Below are 14356 nucleotides of genomic sequence, written 5' to 3'. Positions count from 1 at the left end.
TGGGCGGAGAGGAGGGCGAAGTCGCGGGCGGTGGCGAGGGCGGCGTCGCTGGTGGCGCGTTCTTCGCCGATGCGCGAGAGCATGGCCCGCATGGCCTCCGCGATGGCCTCCACCTCCCGAGCACCCGTCACATGGGGCGGTTCGCCGACGCCGCCGGAGGAGGCGATCTGGTTCGTGGAGTCGGCGAGCTCGCGCAACGGCCGCACCGCGAACCCGCCCAAGAGCCACCCCAGCACCCCGCCAGCCACCACAGCGGCGAACCCGACCCCGACGATCACGCGGTGCTGGTCGTCGATCCGCTTGAGGGTGGGGTCCAGCGGTTCCGCCACCGAGAGCTTGATCTGGTCGCCCAGGCCGACGTTCACCGTGTAGACCCGGTACAGGCGCCCGTCGACCAACGCGGTGACGGGAGTGTTCCCGACCGGCAGGTCGGGAAGGGAGATGCCTCGGACGAGGTTCAGGCCCGAGGTGCGCACGGTGAAGTTGAGATTGGGGTCGAGATTGGCGTCGGGGAACTGCCTGCGGATCGCGGGCCCCTGCACGACGGTGGTCAGCCGTTGCAGCCGGGTGTCCGCCTGGTTGAAGTTGAAGTCCTCGATGAGGGTCCACAGGGGGATGGCGATCATCGTCACGATGATGAAGATGCCGATCGCCGCCGACAACGCCACTTGGGCCTGCAGGGAGCGCGAATGCCGACGGCTGAAGAGCATGCGCCGCACGCATGCCTCCCACCACTGGTGCAGCCTGTTCTGTTTCAGGTGGCTCGCATGGTGGTGGTGCGCGTCGTCCGGCAGGATGGTCGGCGGATGGGTTTCGTCGACCACGTGGCGCGCGGCCTCCGCGCGCGCATGCTGGTCGTCAGATCCCGTCATCGAGAGAGCGGTCCTATTGGCCTGCGCGCAGCACGAAACCGTAGCCGCGCACCGTGTGGATGAGCCGGTGCCTGCCTTTGAGCTCTAGTTTCTTGCGGAGGTAGCCGACGAACACGTCCACGACGTTCGTGTCCGCCGCGAAGTCGTACCCCCACACCCGTTCGAGCAGCTCGGTGCGGGAGAGCACCACGCCGATGTTCTCGGCCAGCGCGGCCAGCAGCTCGAACTCGCGCTTGGTGAGCTCCACCGGCTCGTCGTCCACGGTCACCCGCCTGCCGGGGATGTCGACGCCGAGGTAGTCGACATGGATGACGCCGAATTCGACGGTCGGGGCGGGGCGGCTCGTCGTGGAAGGCCTGCGCAGCAGCGCCTTGACCCGCGCGACGAGCTCGCCGAGGACGAAGGGTTTGGTGAGGTAGTCGTCGGCCCCGGCTTCGAGCCCTTCGATCCGGTCGCCGACGGAGCTGCGGGCGGAGAGGACGCAGATGGGGATGTCGTCGCCCATCGCGCGCAGCGCCGTCACCACGCTCACCCCGTCGAGGCCCGGCATGTTCATGTCCAAGATCAACGCGTCGGGATGCTGTTGGTGCACGGCGGAGAGCGCGGCGGCGCCGTTGTCAGCGGTGACCACGGAGAAACCAGACAAACGCAGTCCTCGTTGCAACGAGGACAGCACGTCCGGGTCGTCGTCCACGACGAGCACGGTCGGCGAGGGGGAGTTGGTCTCCATAATCCCGCATCTTACTCTGGGGGGAGCCCCAAAGCCGCTCGCCAGAGCGGATAGGCCTTCGCGCCGTCCAGGCTTTCTCGGATGATGTCGGCATGGCCCGCGTGCCGGGAGTGCTCGTCGACGAGGTGCGCGAGGATCCAGCGCGGCGAGAGCTCGGACTGGAAAACAGACAGCCAGGGATGGGCGGGCATCGGCAGGGACTTCTCGTACGCCTCGGCAGGGATGGCCCGGAAGTACGCCTCGGTGAGCTGTCCGGCCAGCCGCAGGCTCGCCACCGCGCCCGCGAGCGTCTCGTCCTCGCCGAGCTGGAAGCTCTTCTCGAACGCCTCGGCCCCGCCGCCTTGCGGCCTCGGGCCGGGTGCCCAGAACGTGAACGCCAGCGAGATCCAATTCTGCTCCCCGAACGCGGCGTGCTTGACCAGGCCCCCGAGGCTGAGGCTCGACGCGGTCGGCGTGGCCCTGGCCTGTTCCTCGCCCAGGCCGTGGCAGCTTGCGATGAGGGATTGGCGCTGCACGGCGAGGATGTCGAGCAGGATGTCGCGCTCGGCGTGCGGTCGGATCGGGGCTTCGGCCATACAGCAACTGTAGTGAACAGCCGTGCCGGCAATGTTCTCCGGCAGAGATGAACAACACGGCTGTGTATATATCGCGCATAATAAGTCAAAAATAGACTTCCTTCCGGAAAAGTATTCAGCTAAGCTGTGTAACTATGACGGAGACGACCATGGCCGCACTGGAGGCGGCGCAGTTGCAGGAAGACCTCATGGCGTTCCAGCGGCGGCTGCGCGCCAAGCGCGCGGACCACATGCTCACCCCGACGCAGCTGCAAGCCCTCGGGCACCTGCTGCGGGAGGGCTCGATGTCGTTGACCTCCCTCGCGCACTACGAGCAGGTCACCCCGCAATCCATGGCGCGGATCGTGGCGGTTCTGCTCGAACAGGGGCTGGTGCGGCGCGACCCCGACCCGCACGACGCGCGCGCGGGCATCATCTCGCTGACCGAAACGGGCGAGAGCACCCTCGCCGAAGACCGGCTGCGCCGCTCGAGCTGGCTGCAGGAGGTGCTCGACCAGGAGTGCACGGAGCACGAGCGCGAGCTGCTCTACCTCGCGGGCAAGCTCATCCGCCGTCTCGGGGCGGCGAGCTGGCGGGAGGCCCGATGAGCGCGCCGACGACCGGGCAGGAGCGGGCAAGCCCGGCGAGGCCGCAGGGCAGGGCCGAAGAACGGGACGTCCCGCTGCGCCTCTCCGCGTCGCTCGGCACTGGCTCGATGCTCCAACCGTTGAACTCGTCCATGATCGGCGTCGCCCTGGTCGGGATCGCGACCCAATTCGGCAGCGCGTCCAGCGTGGCCTGGGTGCTGTCGGCGTTCTACATCACCTCGGCGGTGTCCTCGACGGTCTCGGGCGCGCTCGCCGAGATGTTCGGCCCCAAACGGGTGTACCTCGTCGGCCTCGCGGCGATCGCCCTCAGCGCGGTGGTCGGGGGCCTCGCCCCGAACCTCGCCGTCCTGTTGTTGGCCCGAGTGCTGTTGGCGATCGGCACAGGCACGCAGTACCCGTCCGCGATGACCATCGTCCGGCGCTACGCCGACGACCACAACGCCAGGGCCAGCTCGGCAATCGTGGTGCTGTCGGTCTGCTCCCTCTCCGTCGTGGCGCTCGGCCCGACGATCGGCGGGGTCCTGGTCGGCGTGTGGGGCTGGCAGTCGATCTTCTGGGTCAACGTGCCGGTGGCCGCGCTCGCGGCGTTCCTGGTCTCCGCCGTCGCCCCGAAGGACGGGCCGATCACGCGCCTCGGCTTCGCCCAGCGGCTGCGCAGGCTCGACCTGCCGGGGATGGGCGCGTTCGCGCTCACGGTGACCTGCTCGATGCTTTTCCTCTTGTCGCTGACCACGAGCCCGGATTGGTGGTGGCTCGTGGCGGCGGCAGTCCTCGGCGGGGCGTTCGTCGGGCTGGAGCGCCGGGCCCCGTATCCGTTCGTCGAGGTGCGGTCGTTGACCGGCAACCGGACGCTCGCGACCACGATGCTCCGCGCGCTGTGCACGTACATCGCCTTCTACCTCGTCTTCTTGGAGATCCCGCAGTGGCTGCAAACGGCCAGGGCCCTCTCGCCTGAGCATGGCGGCCTGGTCCAATTGCCGATGGCGGTCGTCGGGGTGTTCGCGACGATAGCCGCAGGCCGCGTCTACGCGCGGGCGGGCGCGGTGTCGACGCTCTTGACCGGGACGCTCTCGCTGCTCGTCGGCGGCGCGGCGCTGGGCTTCGGCGTGCGGCACGACTCGCCGTGGCTGCTGCTGATGGCGGTGTTCTTGGTGCTCGGCGTCCCGAACGGGTTCAACAACATCGGCAACCAGAACCTCGTCGAATCCTCGGCCCGGCCGCATGAGCTCGGCGTCGCGCTCGGCTTCTACCGGACGGTGCAGTCCATCGGGGCGCTGGTCGCCGCCGCGATCATCTTCTTCGCGCAGCACGGCGCGGGCTCGGCAGACACGGTGCTGCACCGGGTCGGGCTGGCGGTGGGGGTCATCGGGCTCGTCCTGACGGCAGAGGTCGTGCTGCGCCGGAAGGCATTGGCGCGGCGCTGACGGCTCTGCGCTCAGCGCGCGGCGTTCAACCCAACATGCGGGCCAAGAAGTCCCAGCCCAGTTGGTGCGCGAGCGCGGCTTCTTGCGGGGCATAGCTCGGGAAAACCCCCTCGCCGATGGAGAACGCGTGGTCCACGCCCCGGAGCACGGCGACCGAGGACGGGGCCGAGCTGTGCGCCCGCGCCTGGTCGAGCAGGTCGAGCACTTCGGGGGGGTTGCCTTTGTCCAGCGAGCCGTAGACCCCGAGCCACGGCGCCCGCAGCTTGCCTGCCGACGCGAGCCCGCTTTCGACTCCTGGCCAGCGCTCCTCGGCGAGGGCGCCGCCGTAGTACGTCACGGCCGCGTCCACGGGCAGATTCGCGGCGGCGTACAGGGCCACCGTGCCGCCCATGCAGAACCCGGTGACCGCGACCTTGTGCGCGCCCTTCTGGCGCAGCAGCGAGATTGCCGCCGAAACGTCCTCGGCGATGCCGTCGCCGGTCAGTCCGGCGAGGAGCGGGCGGATGTCGTCGAAGTTCTCGGCGCTCTCGAAGACCGGGGAGCCTGCCCGGTGGTACAGATGCGGCACGGCGACGAAGTAGCCGAGCTGCGCGGCCTCGGCGGCGAAGCGGCGGATCGCGGACCAGGCGCCGAGCGCGTCGTGGACCACGACCAGCCCCACGACGGGGCTGTCCTGGCTATGGCCGCCCGAGGTGGGCATGTACACGCTGACCGGTGTGGGGCCGAAGGCCCATTCGTGGACGACCGGCGTGCTCGTTCGGCTCATCTGCCAGCCCGAGCTTATTTGATCGGGGCCGGGGCGAGGAGCGACTTGTTCGAGGCCGGGGCGGCCTCTTCGCTCGGGGTCGCCTGGGCGGGAGCCCCCTGGCTCGGGGCCTGCTGGGCAGTCGCCTTCGGGGCCGGGCTCAACCCGCCGAGGCCTTTCGCGAGCCCGCCGAGGTCCTTGAAGCCGAGGTCGACGCCGCAGGTCTTCTGGTAGCTCTCCCCGAAGCGCTGCAGCGAGTTCGCGGCATGCGTCGAGAGGTCCGCCACTTTGTTGGAGAGGTCCTCGCCGCTCGGCTTCGGCGCGCCGACGTTGGTCATCTGCTCTGCGAAGTCGGAGCCTTCGTCCAAAGTGCTCGCCAGCGAGAGCGTGGAGTCGTGCAGATCAGGCTCGCTGACCTCGTCCGCGGCGCCCCGGAGCTTGCCGCTCTCGTCCCGCAGAGTGTGCAGGATGTCTTGCGACTGCGAGTACAGGGAGACCAGGCTGCTGAGGTCCAATCCGTTTTGGACGCCGCCGACGAGGCGGGTGAGTTTGTCTTTCAGCCCGTTCAGGTCGCCTGCGGGCTCGGCGAGGGCGGCGCACGACGGGGAGGAGCCGGGCTTGGGCTGCGGGTCGCTCGGCGCGGGGTCGGCGGCCGCGACGGCGGCGGCGCTCAATGTCGCCGTGGCGGCGGCCAGCAAGGCCGCGAGACGGTGCGTGCGTCGCGTCATGAGAGTCAAACCTCCGGGTTGGGCCATGTCGTTCGGCTCCACTGTAGACACGCGGACCTGGCAACTCCCTGAAGACAGTGGCGGGTCTCGCGATTTCGTGACCTACTCGGGACAGAGCGACAAGGCGTTTTCCGCGCTACAGTGGGTCCGGTGACCCCCACCTGCTCTGCGGTTTCAGAGCGTGACGAGCCGTTGGCGGGGACGGCGGGCACGGGACGGCGCTGGCTGTGCGTGGAGCATCCGGGCCCATGGGGGCGCGATGTCATCGAGGCGAGGGTCTTCGGCGATCTCACCGACGCTGTGGCCGCATGGGCGGAGCGGGCAGGCGCCCGACTGCTGTGCGTGCGCAGGCCCGACGCGAGCTTTTGGCCCGACGGAGAGCCGCCGCGCGTGCGCCGCGTCCTGCTCGCCGCGACGGAGCAGACGGCAGGCGCGAGCCGTGCGCGCGAGGTGGAGCTGGGCGACATTCGGGATCTGCTGGACGCGGACCCGGAACTGCTGTTCTCCTGGGACGAGCAGTTCTGGGGCCAGGCCTTCTCGCCGGATCCGCAGGCGCAAGCCCAACGGGCTTGGAGCGAGGTGCGGCCGGTGCTCGTGTGCGCGCATGGGCGCCGCGACCAGTGCTGCGCGGTCAAGGGCAGGCCGGTCGCCTCGGCGCTCGCCGCCGCAGGCCAGGACGTGTGGGAGTGCTCGCACACCGGCGGCCATCGGTTCGCCCCCTCGGTGGTCTTCCTCCCCGAGGGGAGTGTGTACGGCAGGCTGACCCCGCAGTCGGCGACTGCTGTGGCCGCAGCCGCGGACCAGGGGCGGATCGAGCTCGTCGGTTTGCGGGGGCGGACCTGCTGGACGGCCCGAGAGCAAGTCGCCGAGATCGCGGTGCGCCGCCTTCTCGAAGACCGGGCCCAGCCCGGCGACGATGTGGCGGAGCTGCGCGCCAAGGAGCGAGAAGACGGCGACGTGGAGGTCGTGGCGAAGCTTCAAGGCGACCGAGAGCAGGTGTTTCTCGTGGTCGTTCAGTCGGAGGAGCTCCCGCCACGACCGGCGAGCTGCGGCGCGGAGCCCAAGCCGGTTGTCGCGCTGCGCTGTGCCGGAGTACGGCCGGTCGGAGTGCGGGCAGAAGCGATGGCTGCGCAGAAGCCGGGAAAGGCCTCGGAATGAAAAACGCGTGCGTGAGGGTCGGCTACGGCGAGGTCAGATACGACGATCCGGCTCGGCCTCGTACCACTGGTCGTCGTCAGACTCCTCGGCATGCGAGCCGCCCAGCTCACGCTTGAGCTGGTCGAAGTCTGTATTGGGCGAGTTGTACTTCAACGACCTCGCCACCTTTGCCTGCTTTGCTTTGGCACGGCCACGGCCCACGGGGAACCCCCTCGCGCTGATGGGAAACCTTAGGGGGTGGCTCCCATGTGTCTTCATTACTATTGGCTTACTTATTCATCATAGCGCGTCCTTGACGCAGGTGCGCACGATCCCCGTCGCATTCACCGAATGTTTCGACCAGCTGTGCTCGTCAAGCGCCATTTTGCCACAGCCGCGCGACCGGGCTTGTGCTCTTCCTCACCAAGGACGGAATCCGGATCGAGCTGCGCCGCCCGCCCTCCGACGACGAGCGGGCGGGCGGGGTCGAGCCCGCGCTTGACCAACGCCAGCGCGATCGCCCCGAGCTCGTAGTGCGAGGCCGTGGTGCCGAGGCGGCCGACCGAGGCGCCGTGCTCGTCGACGACCGCCTCGCCGGGGCGCAGGTCGACCGCGTCGTCGCCGTCGAGATGGACGAGGGCCAGTTGGCGCGGGGCGCGGCCGACGTTGGCGATTTTCGAGACCGTCTCCTGGCCCCGGTAGCACCCCTTCTCCAGGTGCACGGCCTTCCATTCGCCCAGCTCCGCGCCGCGCGGGTTCACCCAGCGCGCCTCGTGGGGGAGGGTCCGCTCGTCGGTGTCGAGGCCGAGCCGGGGCTCGAGCGCCGCGACCCGCAGCGCCTCGACGGCCCAGGTCCCGACCGGGCGGAAGCCCTGCGCCCCGGTCAGCGCCCCCCAGGTCTTCTCGAAAGACTCGGCGGAATGCACATCGTCGAAGCATTTGCCCTGTTCGAACGTGGTGATCACCCGGCGGTCCGGCGCGGCCTCGGGCACGACCTCGGCCCAGAAGACCATCTTGGCGAGGTAGCCGAGGAGCGCTTCGCCTTTGCCGGGCTCGGTGACCACCCAGGTCGTGTCCTCCCCGGTCTCGAAGAGGCGCATGTGGTGCTCGACCCGGCCATGCGCGTCGAGGATGAGCGCCTGGGCCTGCGAGGCGGCGGGCAGCTCGTCCACTTTTTGGGTGACGACCTTGTTGAGCCAGGTCAGCCGTTCCGGCCCGGTCAGCTTGAGCACGTCGAGATTGGACCGGTCGGCGATCGCGCGGCCCTGCTCGGCGGCGCGCTGCTCCCCGAGGGGGTCGCCGTAATGCCACGGCACGCCTTGGTCCGGCCAGTGCTCGGGGGGGAAGACAGGCGCCGGGGTGCTCATTGCTCCATGCTACTCGTCGCGGCTACCCGTCGGCGGGAGCCGAGGAGCCGTCGTCCACGCCGCCCAGCGGCGCGTCGGGGCCGCTGCCGGACTGCTTGCCGATGGCGTCGTTGCATTGGGCGAACAGCGCGTGCTGCGCCGCGTTGCGCTCGTCGACGTCCGTCTGGAACGAGTCCAAATCCTCGCTCACGATCGCTTCGGCGAATTTCCGCTCGGCGGTGGTGTAACGCCTCGTCGTGGTCTGGAAATCCGTGGGCGTGTCCTCCGCGTCGATGGCGTCGGCCTCGTCGCGCAGCTGATGGATGAGGTCCGCGCGCGTCGCCCGGAACTGCGCCTGCGCCGTGTCGTCGGTCGGATCGCTGTGGTTGAGCACGTCGGTGAAAGCGTTCGACGCGTCGAACACGGACGAGGCGTGGGCGTGCGCGACGTCGCACACGGGGGGCGCGTCGCCGATGGCTTGGGCGGCGGAGGGGAACAGGATTGCCGCCAACCCTGCGGCCGGGGCTGCTACAAGAACAGGGATACTTCGCATCGGGCTTCCTTCAGTAGGGTCGTCTGCAGTGACACAGCTTACTCGTCGGAGCTTGCGTGCGGGTAGTTCGGATACTGCGCGTCGCATCGCGAGAAAAACGCGACGCTTGTCTCGTTGAGGTTGTCGACGGCGGGCTTGAGGTCGGGAAGCTCCTTGTACAGGATGGTGTCCGAGAGATCGCGCTGCGCGGCGACGAGCTGGTCGGCGAGCTCCCGCCAGTCGTATGCCAGCCCGGGAGGCTCGTTGTCCTCGATGTTGTCGGAGCTGGTCCGCAGCTGCTGCCCGGCGGCGGCGCGCAATCCGTGGATACCGGCCTGGGCGCGTTCGATGGTGGCTTCGCGGTCTGCGGGAGCCGACTCGTCGACACGCTTGCCCGCCTCCTGCAACGCGGTGACCATGCCCTCGATCGAGCGTTTCGCGGCGGACGCCTCCCCGAGGGAGTCGTGGCAGAACTTCTCGACGTCGGTGCCGGCGTCTGCGCGAGCGGAAGCCGCGAAGGGCCCGACGAGGACTGCGCCGCAGGCTGTGCCCGTGGCGAGGGCACAAGCGCCCAGGATCCCTTTCCAGCGGAGCGGACGGTTCACACGGACCTCACTGACTTGATGGGACTGGTTCGGCGGTTGCTCGTCACCAGGGTAGTCGGTCTTGCTGGGAGTCGGCGCTAAGCTTTTCGACTATGTCCGCAGCGTTCCTCGTCACCCTCGACGGCCGTGTCCACGATGTCGCGAAGCCGTTCCTCCACGCCGACGATTTGGCCGTCCTCCGGGGCGACGGGGTGTTCGAGACGGCGCTGGTCCGCGGCGGCAAGGCGCTCAAGCTCGATCTGCACCTCGAACGCCTCGCAGGCTCTGCTCGGCGGATCGGTCTGCCCGAGGTGGAAGCCGGCGTGTGGGCGAGGGCCGCCGGGGTCGCGGCGCGCGAGTGGGGGACAGAGCGCGAGGGGGTGCTGCGCTTGGTGCTCTCCCGAGGACGGGAGAGCGTGCCCGTCGAGGCCAGGCAGCCGACCGCGTTCCTCTACATCTCCCCGGTGCCGGAGGCGACGCTCGCCAGGCGGGCCGACGGGGTGGGCGTGGTGACCTTGGAGCGGGGGTTCCCCGCCGACCTCGGCGCGCGCGCCCCGTGGCTGCTGCTGGGCGCGAAGACTCTGTCGTACGCGGTGAACATGGCGGCGCTGCGCCACGCGGCAGAGCGCGGCGCGCAGGATGTGATTTTTCTCGACGCGCTCGGCCAGGTGCTCGAGGGCCCAACGGCCACAGTCATCGCGACCTCGGGCAGAACCTTGCGCACCCCGCCGCCGAACGAGGGGATCCTCAACGGCACGACGATGCGAGCCCTGTTCCGGCACGCCGGAGAGATCGGGCTCGAATGCCGCACGGAGCCACTGGTGAGAGAAGACCTTTTGGCGGCGGACGGGGTGTGGCTCGTCTCGAGCGTCGCCTTGGCGACAAGGGTGCACACGTTGGACGGGGAGCCGCTGCGCCGTCCGGAAGGCGCGCTGGACCTGAAGCCTTTGATCGACGAGGCACTGGTTTAGATCGACGAGGCACTGGTTTAGCCAGCGCCCGCGCAGCTCCTCGCCGCGTTGTCGGCGCATCCACGCGTCTCGCCGGCTTTGGCGCGGTTTGCTTTAGCCGATGTAGCGCTGGAGGCGGGCCGACCTGGCAGGATAGAACTCGCCTTCGCCGACGCTGCGCTCTTCGACGTAAGCGAGGTCGCCGCCCGCCCGGTCAGGGTCCGTGACGATGCCGTACAGGCGTTTCGCGGCGGCGCTGATGCCGCCGGAGCTGGTGCGCACCACGACGTCGGTGCCGAGCTCCCAGGAGGTCTGATTGCGCGGTTTGCCGTAATACACCTCGATGGCCCCGCTGGCGTGCGTGAGGATGAGCTCGACGTCGTCGTTCGCGTCGATGCGCCAGAAGCCGGACTCGCGCGCGTCCGGGCCCGCGTAGTTCCCGTCCTGGTCGATCCGCCAGGAGCGCGACTCCCAGATCAGGTAGTCGCCGCCGTCGTGGGCGGCGACGATCTGCTGCCCGAAGTGGTAGTCGCCCTGTCCTGGCTCGTGCGCCTCGCCCTCGCCGCGCCATACGCCGACGAGCGGCAGCAAGCCCAAAAGCCCCTGGGAGAGGTCCGGCCCGAACCGCAGGTTCGCCGTGTCCTCGGGCAGCGGCAATCCCGGCAGGGCAGGGAGGTTCTGCGGCGGCGAGGTTTCGGTCACTTCTGGTTGCTGAACAGCGATTTCGCCAGGATTGCGCCGAACCAGACGATGACGACCCCCGCGATCACCAGGAGGGCTTCGAAAAAGTGCACGACCATGCCTTCAGCCTATCAGGCCGAGACGGTGAGGTCGTTCTGGTGGATCCCTGCGGCCTGCGGCCGCACCTCCAGCGTCGCGGAGCCGTTGCGGGAGATCGCGCGCAACGTCCACGTGCCGGGGGCCGCGAAGAAGCGGTAATCGCCGGATGCGGAGGTGACCACCTCTGCGGTGAACTCGTCGGTCCCGTCCAAGAGCCGGACGAAGGCGCCCGCGACGGGCGAGCCGTCGGAGCGGAGCACTCGGCCGGTGAGCACGGTCTCCTTCTCCAAGTCGACGCTTGTCGGCAGGGTTTGGCCCTGGCGTGGCGCTGCGCACATAATTTCTCCTTCAACGGTGAGACAAGGCCCTAAGTCCTTGAGGAATCAGATAGATGGGATGCAAGGCCGCGAGTGCCGACGTGCACAAGAACGGAGGCCACCGAGTGGGCACACGAGGCGCGAAGTAACGCCGCAGACCGCTTATCTGAGCCTCAAGCCCCCAGTTGGATGGGGACGCCGACCAGGGCGCCGTATTCCGTCCAGCTGCCGTCGTAGTTCTTCACCCGGCTCTGGCCGAGGAGCTCTTTGAGCACGAACCAGGTGTGCGAGGAGCGCTCGCCGATCCGGCAGTAGGCGATGGTCTCTTTGCCGGGGTCCAGGCCTGCGCCCTCGTACAGGGAGCGCAGCTCGGCTTCGGATTTGAAGGTGCCGTCCTCGTTCGCGGCCTTGCTCCACGGCACGTTGATCGCGCCGGGGATGTGGCCGGGGCGCTGGCTCTGCTCTTGCGGCAAGTGCGCCGGGGCGAGGATTTTGCCGGAGAACTCGTCCGGCGAGCGCACGTCCACGAGGTTCGCCGTCCCGACGGCCGAGAGCACCTCGTCGCGGAAGGCCCGGATCGAGGCGTCCGGCTCGCTCGCCTGGTAGCTGGTCGCCGGGCGGGGGTCGACGGTCGCGATCAGGGGGCGGGCGTCGAGCTCCCATTTCTTGCGCCCGCCGTCCAACAGGCGCACGTCGGGGTGCCCGTACAGCTTGAAATACCAGTACGCGTACGCCGCGAACCAGTTGTTGTTCCCGCCGTAGAGGACGACGACGTCGTCCCGTCCGACTCCTTTGGACGAGAGCAGCGCCTCGAAGCCCTCTTTGGCGATGAAATCTCGTCTGACGGGGTCTTGCAGCTCGGTGCGCCAGTCGAGGCGAACCGCTCCGGGCAGGTGGCCGAACTCGTAGGCGGCGGTGTCTTCGTCGACTTCGACGAAGACGACGGCGGGGTCGTCCAAATGCTGCTGGGCCCAATCGGCGGTGACGAGCACGTTCTCGCGAGACATGGGTGTTCCTTTCTTCGCGTCGGGTCGGGGGGTTGCTTTATTGGGAGGGTTGCGGGCGGGCGCCGCGCAGACGAAGGGCCAGCGGGTACAGCTCGCAGCCGAGGCAGAGGCCGAACGCCGCGTTGAGGAACGCGGCGACCAGGGCGAACGCGGTCGCGACGACGCCGGCCAGGGTCGCGGCGGACGACGGCAGGGCCAAGCCGAGCGCGAACCCGACGACGCCTGCCGCGCCGAAGACGAAGCCGACGAGCTGCGCGAACCGCAGCGGGGCGACTGGCTCGCGCTCGCGCGTCGGGCCGAGGCGGGGCGCCACGAACCGGGCGAAGAACTGCCCGTAGGGGCCTTGCTTCGGGCCGAGGGCGGCGGTGGTCGCGAACACCGCCGTTTGCAGGGCGAGCAAGACCAGCGCCGCGGGCTGGCTGACGCTGGAGAGCAGGAGGACCAACGCGATGACGACGCTGGTGACGGTCGCGGCGAACCGGGGCCCGCGCACGTCGACTTGGTCGGACGGAACAGACGGAGAAGGAGCCATGGCGAATTCCTTGGAATGGGGTGTGGATCTCAGGGGGAGTCGGGAGGGCGGAGCGGCTCGGCTTCGGCCTGCTCCGTGCTCAGGGGCGCAGCAGACAGAGCTGCGAGCTGCACCGGCCCTGGTCGAGGGCACGACGACTCGTGAGACACAAACCCATGGCTCTCAGCATACGCGCCAGCCCGCCCGCCTCGTCCGCGTCGGATCAGGCGCGGGCCGGGTCGGATCCGAGGAGCTCTCGCAGTGTGTCCGCTTTCGGCACGCCCGCGATGCGGGCGACAAGGCCCCCCGCGCCGTCGTAGACCAAGGTGGTCGGCAAGGACAGCACGCCGAGCTTGCGCGCCAACGCTTGGTGCTCGTCGAGGTCGAGCTCCACGTCGCGCCCCGCGCCCTGCGCCACCACGGATTGGATCACGGTGCGCGCAGCCTTGCAGGGCGCGCACCAGGCGGCGGAGAAGTGCAGCACCACCGGCTCGCCCGCGCCGACCCCGTGCTCCGCCAGCTCGCCGAGATGCGGAGCCTGCAAGGCTGCGTCGGGCCGGGCCCGTTTGACTTTGCCCTGGCGAGAGCGCCACAGCGCCCCGACCGCGATCGCGACGACGAGGGCGACGGCCAACGCCGCGAGCGGCACAGCGGGACTCGAAGCGGCGGCGTTCATGCGAAGTAGAACCGCTGGGGGGTGACGTCCATTCCCTTGGTCTGCCCCTCGATCACGATTTTGGACCCGACGACGCTGACTTGCTGCGCCGCGATGTCGAACGGCAGCGGAAGCTGCGGCAGTGTGACGTTGAAGAGGTTCAACACGTCCGACTCCGAGCCCGGCGGGGTCGGCACCGCGTCGGGAGCCTCCGAGCCCGTGTACGGGCTCACCGGCACGATCCGCACGGATTGGCCTTCAAGCCAGACCCCCGCGCGGACGGCGACCCGGCTGGCGAAGCCGTCGCCGAGGTGGACCGTCCCGGTGAGCACCACGCCGTAGGTGGTGAGCGTGCGCCGAAGGGCGGGGAAGCTGTAGGGCATCTCCTGCGTGTACGCGGTCGCCGAGGAGATCCTCAAATCGGGGACGCCGAGATAGCGTCCGAGGTTGCGGGCGTCGAGCCGGGTCCGGGCCCGCGCGGAGTCGACGTGCAGCCGGTCGGCCCCGAGGATGGCCACCCCGCCTTTGGCCGCGGAGACCTGGCCGAGGGTCGCCTCCATGTCCGCGTACCTGCCCTCGCCGAGGGGCACGTCGGCGGCCTGGATGGTGATCTGCTCGTATTTCCCCTGTTCGCTGTGCCACAGGAAGGGGAAGCCGTCGATGGTGACCGCCGGGTCGTCCTTCAAGCCGCTGGCGCCCCGGACCGCGCGGGAAAACCGGTATTCGGAGTGGGCGGCGAGCAAAAAGTCGGCGAGCACGAGCGCTCCGCAGAGGAGCGCGACGCCCGCGAGGGCCTTTTTCCACATCACATCATTGTGCATTGCGCGAGTGCCGAGAGCCGCACGATACAGTAGCAATGCCGCAACCGCCGCAGGT

General features: G+C 69.3%; 19 protein-coding genes. 4 read left to right on the top strand and 15 right to left on the bottom strand.

Annotation, left to right across the window (positions count from 1 at the left end):
* The 3 genes from ACRC20_RS17090 to ACRC20_RS17080 all read right to left on the bottom strand — a co-directional run.
* Positions 1–872, bottom strand: an 872-nt coding sequence (locus tag ACRC20_RS17090; RefSeq protein WP_438687595.1) for a HAMP domain-containing protein, incomplete at its 3' end; no start/stop codon positions are given.
* A 13-nt stretch (positions 873–885) separates the two neighbouring features.
* Complete coding sequence (locus tag ACRC20_RS17085; RefSeq protein WP_438687594.1) at positions 886–1602, bottom strand: response regulator transcription factor; 717 nt, start codon at positions 1600–1602, stop codon at positions 886–888.
* Positions 1603–1613: 11 nt separating this feature from the next.
* The gene (locus tag ACRC20_RS17080) at positions 1614–2177 is read right to left on the bottom strand and encodes a DinB family protein (RefSeq protein ID WP_438687593.1); all 564 of its coding nucleotides are present in this window, start codon (positions 2175–2177) and stop codon (positions 1614–1616) included.
* 134 nt (positions 2178–2311) lie between these two features.
* On the opposite strand from ACRC20_RS17080, the gene ACRC20_RS17075 reads away from it, so the two are divergent.
* Both ACRC20_RS17075 and ACRC20_RS17070 read left to right on the top strand, forming a co-directional pair.
* Positions 2312–2764: a MarR family winged helix-turn-helix transcriptional regulator gene (locus tag ACRC20_RS17075; RefSeq protein ID WP_438687592.1), complete on the top strand. Its 453-nt coding sequence runs from the start codon at positions 2312–2314 to the stop codon at positions 2762–2764.
* Complete coding sequence (locus ACRC20_RS17070) at positions 2761–4188, top strand: MFS transporter (protein WP_438687591.1); 1428 nt, start codon at positions 2761–2763, stop codon at positions 4186–4188. The genes ACRC20_RS17075 and ACRC20_RS17070 overlap by 4 nt, the downstream gene beginning before the upstream one ends.
* A 25-nt stretch (positions 4189–4213) precedes the next feature.
* Here the strand turns inward: ACRC20_RS17070 and ACRC20_RS17065 are convergent, their stop codons facing one another.
* Positions 4214–4954 (bottom strand): dienelactone hydrolase family protein, encoded by a 741-nt coding sequence (locus tag ACRC20_RS17065; RefSeq protein WP_438687590.1) that lies wholly within the window; start codon positions 4952–4954, stop codon positions 4214–4216.
* Positions 4955–4968: 14 nt separating this feature from the next.
* Entirely contained in the window at positions 4969–5661 is a 693-nt protein-coding gene (locus ACRC20_RS17060; protein WP_438687589.1) for a hypothetical protein, read from the bottom strand.
* A gap of 150 nt (positions 5662–5811) precedes the next feature.
* Here ACRC20_RS17060 and ACRC20_RS17055 point away from each other — a divergent pair, with 150 nt between their 5' ends.
* Positions 5812–6819, top strand: a complete 1008-nt coding sequence (locus ACRC20_RS17055; protein WP_438687588.1) for a sucrase ferredoxin — start codon at positions 5812–5814, stop codon at positions 6817–6819.
* Between the two features lie 33 nt (positions 6820–6852).
* Here the strand turns inward: ACRC20_RS17055 and ACRC20_RS17050 are convergent, their stop codons facing one another.
* The 4 genes from ACRC20_RS17050 to ACRC20_RS17035 form a co-directional block, all read right to left on the bottom strand.
* Positions 6853–7020: a DUF3073 domain-containing protein gene (locus ACRC20_RS17050; RefSeq protein WP_438687587.1), complete on the bottom strand. Its 168-nt coding sequence runs from the start codon at positions 7018–7020 to the stop codon at positions 6853–6855.
* Positions 7021–7142: 122 nt separating this feature from the next.
* Positions 7143–8165, bottom strand: a complete 1023-nt coding sequence (gene ygfZ / locus ACRC20_RS17045) for a CAF17-like 4Fe-4S cluster assembly/insertion protein YgfZ (RefSeq protein WP_438687586.1) — start codon at positions 8163–8165, stop codon at positions 7143–7145.
* 22 nt (positions 8166–8187) lie between these two features.
* Complete coding sequence (locus ACRC20_RS17040) at positions 8188–8697, bottom strand: hypothetical protein (RefSeq protein ID WP_438687585.1); 510 nt, start codon at positions 8695–8697, stop codon at positions 8188–8190.
* Between the two features lie 38 nt (positions 8698–8735).
* A complete protein-coding gene (locus ACRC20_RS17035) occupies positions 8736–9281 on the bottom strand; it encodes a hypothetical protein (protein WP_438687584.1) in 546 nt (181 codons plus the stop codon).
* Positions 9282–9373: 92 nt separating this feature from the next.
* Here ACRC20_RS17035 and ACRC20_RS17030 point away from each other — a divergent pair, with 92 nt between their 5' ends.
* Complete coding sequence (locus ACRC20_RS17030; RefSeq protein ID WP_438687583.1) at positions 9374–10231, top strand: aminodeoxychorismate lyase; 858 nt, start codon at positions 9374–9376, stop codon at positions 10229–10231.
* Between the two features lie 93 nt (positions 10232–10324).
* Here ACRC20_RS17030 and ACRC20_RS17025 read toward each other — a convergent pair whose 3' ends face one another.
* From ACRC20_RS17025 to ACRC20_RS17000, 6 genes are all read right to left on the bottom strand, one after another.
* The gene (locus ACRC20_RS17025; RefSeq protein ID WP_438687596.1) at positions 10325–10933 is read right to left on the bottom strand and encodes an FABP family protein; all 609 of its coding nucleotides are present in this window, start codon (positions 10931–10933) and stop codon (positions 10325–10327) included.
* A gap of 89 nt (positions 10934–11022) precedes the next feature.
* The gene (locus ACRC20_RS17020) at positions 11023–11328 is read right to left on the bottom strand and encodes a DUF1416 domain-containing protein (protein ID WP_438687582.1); all 306 of its coding nucleotides are present in this window, start codon (positions 11326–11328) and stop codon (positions 11023–11025) included.
* A 152-nt stretch (positions 11329–11480) separates the two neighbouring features.
* Positions 11481–12314 (bottom strand): sulfurtransferase, encoded by an 834-nt coding sequence (locus tag ACRC20_RS17015; protein ID WP_438687581.1) that lies wholly within the window; start codon positions 12312–12314, stop codon positions 11481–11483.
* Positions 12315–12351: 37 nt separating this feature from the next.
* The gene (locus ACRC20_RS17010; protein ID WP_438687580.1) at positions 12352–12846 is read right to left on the bottom strand and encodes a DUF4395 domain-containing protein; all 495 of its coding nucleotides are present in this window, start codon (positions 12844–12846) and stop codon (positions 12352–12354) included.
* A 202-nt stretch (positions 12847–13048) separates the two neighbouring features.
* The gene (locus ACRC20_RS17005) at positions 13049–13501 is read right to left on the bottom strand and encodes a thioredoxin family protein (RefSeq protein ID WP_438687579.1); all 453 of its coding nucleotides are present in this window, start codon (positions 13499–13501) and stop codon (positions 13049–13051) included.
* On the bottom strand, positions 13498–14286 hold the full coding sequence (locus ACRC20_RS17000) for an LmeA family phospholipid-binding protein (RefSeq protein WP_438687578.1): 789 nt from the start codon (positions 14284–14286) through the stop codon (positions 13498–13500). Before ACRC20_RS17000 ends, ACRC20_RS17005 begins: the two co-directional genes overlap by 4 nt.
* Positions 14287–14356: the final 70 nt, after the last annotated feature.

This window comes from Segniliparus sp. (assembly GCF_051660745.1).
Lineage (GTDB): Bacteria > Actinomycetota > Actinomycetes > Mycobacteriales > Mycobacteriaceae > Segniliparus.
This window is presented reverse-complemented; position numbering and strand designations above follow the sequence as displayed.

What these genes read in the sequence shown, in the direction of transcription:
- ACRC20_RS17085 (WP_438687594.1), bottom strand. Translation starts at nt 1,602, where the DNA reads ATGGAGACCAACTCCCCCTCGCCGACCGTGCTCGTCGTGGACGACGAC.
- ACRC20_RS17080 (WP_438687593.1), bottom strand. Translation starts at nt 2,177, where the DNA reads ATGGCCGAAGCCCCGATCCGACCGCACGCCGAGCGCGACATCCTGCTC.
- ACRC20_RS17075 (WP_438687592.1), top strand. Translation starts at nt 2,312, where the DNA reads ATGACGGAGACGACCATGGCCGCACTGGAGGCGGCGCAGTTGCAGGAA.
- ACRC20_RS17070 (WP_438687591.1), top strand. Translation starts at nt 2,761, where the DNA reads ATGAGCGCGCCGACGACCGGGCAGGAGCGGGCAAGCCCGGCGAGGCCG.
- ACRC20_RS17065 (WP_438687590.1), bottom strand. Translation starts at nt 4,954, where the DNA reads ATGAGCCGAACGAGCACGCCGGTCGTCCACGAATGGGCCTTCGGCCCC.
- ACRC20_RS17060 (WP_438687589.1), bottom strand. Translation starts at nt 5,661, where the DNA reads ATGACGCGACGCACGCACCGTCTCGCGGCCTTGCTGGCCGCCGCCACG.
- ygfZ (WP_438687586.1), bottom strand. Translation starts at nt 8,165, where the DNA reads ATGAGCACCCCGGCGCCTGTCTTCCCCCCCGAGCACTGGCCGGACCAA.
- ACRC20_RS17040 (WP_438687585.1), bottom strand. Translation starts at nt 8,697, where the DNA reads ATGCGAAGTATCCCTGTTCTTGTAGCAGCCCCGGCCGCAGGGTTGGCG.
- ACRC20_RS17030 (WP_438687583.1), top strand. Translation starts at nt 9,374, where the DNA reads ATGTCCGCAGCGTTCCTCGTCACCCTCGACGGCCGTGTCCACGATGTC.
- ACRC20_RS17020 (WP_438687582.1), bottom strand. Translation starts at nt 11,328, where the DNA reads ATGTGCGCAGCGCCACGCCAGGGCCAAACCCTGCCGACAAGCGTCGAC.
- ACRC20_RS17015 (WP_438687581.1), bottom strand. Translation starts at nt 12,314, where the DNA reads ATGTCTCGCGAGAACGTGCTCGTCACCGCCGATTGGGCCCAGCAGCAT.
- ACRC20_RS17010 (WP_438687580.1), bottom strand. Translation starts at nt 12,846, where the DNA reads ATGGCTCCTTCTCCGTCTGTTCCGTCCGACCAAGTCGACGTGCGCGGG.
- ACRC20_RS17005 (WP_438687579.1), bottom strand. Translation starts at nt 13,501, where the DNA reads ATGAACGCCGCCGCTTCGAGTCCCGCTGTGCCGCTCGCGGCGTTGGCC.
- ACRC20_RS17000 (WP_438687578.1), bottom strand. Translation starts at nt 14,286, where the DNA reads ATGTGGAAAAAGGCCCTCGCGGGCGTCGCGCTCCTCTGCGGAGCGCTC.